Origin of the sequence: Streptomyces sp., from assembly GCF_035563135.1 — a bacterium.
Lineage (GTDB): Bacteria > Actinomycetota > Actinomycetes > Streptomycetales > Streptomycetaceae > Streptomyces.
Genome location: NZ_DATMVN010000695.1, coordinates 1 through 2989 on the forward strand (window position 1 = coordinate 1; position 2989 = coordinate 2989).

General features: G+C 70.8%; 3 protein-coding genes and 1 pseudogene. 2 read left to right on the top strand and 2 right to left on the bottom strand.

What is annotated here, in order from left to right:
• Both VN520_RS30940 and VN520_RS30945 read left to right on the top strand, forming a co-directional pair.
• Positions 1-449: cbb3-type cytochrome c oxidase subunit I (locus tag VN520_RS30940; protein WP_325750250.1), on the top strand; the 449-nt coding region annotated here is incomplete at its 5' end.
• Positions 450-484: 35 nt separating this feature from the next.
• A complete protein-coding gene (locus tag VN520_RS30945) occupies positions 485-826 on the top strand; it encodes a hypothetical protein (protein ID WP_325750251.1) in 342 nt (113 codons plus the stop codon).
• A 45-nt stretch (positions 827-871) separates the two neighbouring features.
• Here VN520_RS30945 and VN520_RS30950 read toward each other — a convergent pair.
• Together VN520_RS30950 and VN520_RS30955 are read right to left on the bottom strand one after the other, a co-directional pair.
• A pseudogene (locus tag VN520_RS30950) lies at positions 872-1244 on the bottom strand (VOC family protein); the annotation flags it as partial.
• A 164-nt stretch (positions 1245-1408) separates the two neighbouring features.
• The coding region (locus tag VN520_RS30955) for a sigma-70 family RNA polymerase sigma factor (protein ID WP_325750252.1) at positions 1409-2989 on the bottom strand (1581 nt) is incomplete at its 5' end.

The following is a 2989-nucleotide window of genomic DNA, read 5'->3' on the forward strand; positions in this document are numbered from 1 at the left end:
TGCTGGACGAGCGGCTCGGGAAGATGACGTTCTGGACGCTGTTCGTCGGCTTCCACGGCACCTTCCTGGTGCAGCACTGGCTGGGCGCCGAGGGCATGCCCCGCCGGTACGCGGACTACCTCGCCGCCGACGGCTTCACCGGCCTGAACACGATCTCGACCATTTCTTCGTTCCTGCTGGGTCTGTCGATGCTGCCCTTCCTCTACAACGTGTGGAAGACCGCCAAGTACGGCAAGAAGATCGAGGTCGACGACCCCTGGGGCTACGGCCGCTCGCTCGAATGGGCGACGTCTTGCCCGCCTCCGCGGCACAACTTCCTCAGCCTGCCGCGGATCCGTTCCGAATCCCCGGCGTTCGACCTGCACTATCCCTCGATCCGCGCCCTGGAGGATGCGACGAACCGTCCCGGCGAATCCGTCACAGTGGCTCCCGGGGACAAACAGGCATAGGCCCCGAGGTGACGGCTCGATGAGAGGAGGACCGCGTGGAGCCGGACAAGGAGACCGCCCGGGGCCTGGCCCAGGTGGAGGGATACCTGCTCCTGACCACGGAGGTCGAGAAGGCCCGCCGGGATGCCCGCCGCTTCACCGAAGCGCTGCCCTGGCTCACCACCGCCCAGCGTGAGGACGTCGAGCGCGTCTATGTGGCGGACAGAGTGGAAGTCTGCCGGGAGACGTTCACAAGGATCGCCGGCCGTGCCGTGGAACTCCGGGGCGAGTACAGCGCCCGTTACGACCGGCTGAGGGTCCGCTGCGTGGCGGTCTCCGTCCTGACCGTCGGCACGGTGGGCGGCACCTGTGCCGCCCTGACCATGATCAGCCGTTGACCCGGGGCCCGGGTGCCTGGGGGTGTACCCAGGCACCCGGTGTCGGTGGAGTACCAGACAGAACGGATGCCCCACCGGATCCGCGGACACACGCCGGCCGCGGATCGGCTCCCCTGTCCAGCACGGTCGCCCCGAGTGCGAGCACCTGCTCCTGGGCACGGTCCAGATCCGGGACACCGAGATCCAGACGGAACTGTTGCGGGCGAGCAGGGTCCGGCCACCGTGGAGACAGGTACTGCTCGACCCGCTGGAAGCAGAGCACCCATCCGGCCGGAGTGCGCACCGCCGCCCGGCCCTCGCCCTGAGCCCACCGTTTGTCAGGCCGGTCGGTCTCCCCTCCGAGCGCGGCGGCGTAGAACCCGGCCAGTCGCACCGGATCGGGGCAGTCCAGCACCGCACACTGCAATTCAGCGATCACGCGCCGCATCCTGGAAGCGGACGCTCACCGCGCTGAACCCCGCCAGGACGGCCGAAGCCCGCCGCCACCCGCAACAAGGCATCGTCCGGTGCCCGTGGACCGGCCTCTGTCCGTGCCGGAGCCGGCAGCGGTCCGCAGAGCCCGTCCGTCCGGACGGCGGGGGATCAGAGCGCGGCGGCGAAGTTCTGGGTCCACACGGGGCCGCCGGACGAGTCCTTCCTGCCGACGCCGATCTCCTTGAAAGCGCAGTTGAGGATGTTCGCCCGATGGCCGTCACTGTTCATCCAGGAGTCCATCACCGCCGCGGCGGTCCGCTGGCCCTTCGCGATGTTCTCGCCGTACGTGCTCCACCGGTACCCGGTGGCGGTGATGCGCGCACCGGGGTCCGTGCCCTCCGGCGAGGTGTGGGAGAAGTAGTCCCGCCGCACCATGTCCGCGGAATGACCCGATGCGGCTTTCGCCAGCAGGCTGTCGCCGCTCACCGGCCCGCAACCTGCCTCGGCCCGCTCGGCGTTGACCAGGGCGATGACCTCTTCGGTCACCGACGGGGCCGACGAGGCCTTCGGTACGGCAGCCGGTTCTGTGGAGGGCGTGTGTGCCCTGGGCAGCTTCTCGGCAGAGGTGCTCCGGGGCCTGGACGTGGACGGGGACGCCGTCCGGGGCGACGAGGGCGATGCGGAGGAGGAGGGCGAGGGCGAGAGTGAGGAGGGGAGCGCCGACGGGGACGGCGGTGCGCTCACCGGTGCGGACGGGCCGGTGGGCGGAGCGACGGTGGCCGCAGGCTCTTCACCCGCGCCGCCCGTGCAGAGGTGCACGACGGTCCCGCAGCCTCCCAGCACCGCGACCGCCGTCAGGCCGGCGACGACCGTGGTGCGGCGGCGACGCCTGACGCCGTCCCTCCGGCGCTCGGCACGCCCAGGTCCGGACACGGCGGCTGCCGCGGTCAGGAAGGCCGTCGGCAGGAGCTCCGCCACCGGACCACCTGCTGACGCCGCCACGGGGACGAGAGCCAGGCCCGCCAGCAGGCCCTCCGCCGGAACGAGACCCGACCGGTGCCCCGCACACACCGTGCACTCACGCGCGTGACGCATCAGGCGCTTGCGCCACAGTGCGGACGGCACGCCGTCCCACCGGACCGTCAGGTCTTCGAGCAGGACGCAGCGCGGATCCGCCGACAGGGCGCGTACCACCACCCGGGAAGCCTCCAGCCGCTCCTTCATCCGCTGGACGCGCACCGCGGTGTGCTGGGGGGACAGATCGAGGGCGTTCGCCACCTCTGCCCGGGACAGCTCACCCGCAGTCTCCAGCCACCAGAGCGACACCAGTTCGCGGTCCTCGTGGTCCAGCCACCGCGTAGCCTCGGCGGCCTCTCGGCGCTGGCCCGTCAGGCCGAGCCGGACGATCGTCACTTCCACGAAGTCGGCGGCGGGATCGACGACTTCGTACGCGTCCTCCATCCGGTCCGCGGATATCTCCCCGGTCCTGCGCTCGCGCCGGTGCCCGCGAATCTCATTCATGGTGATGGCCACGAGCCAGGAGCGGAAGCTTTTCGGGGTACGCAGCGAAGGGAGGCCGCGGAGCATACGCAGCATGCTGTCCTGGACCACGTCGTCGACATCGGCGTGGCCGTTCAGGGCCCGGCCGACGATGTTGTAGACCAGGGGCAGGCAGGACGCGACGAGCCGGTCCTGCGCCTCGGGGTCGCCGTTCTGCGCGGCTCTGATCAGCGCTGTCTCGGGTGTCTC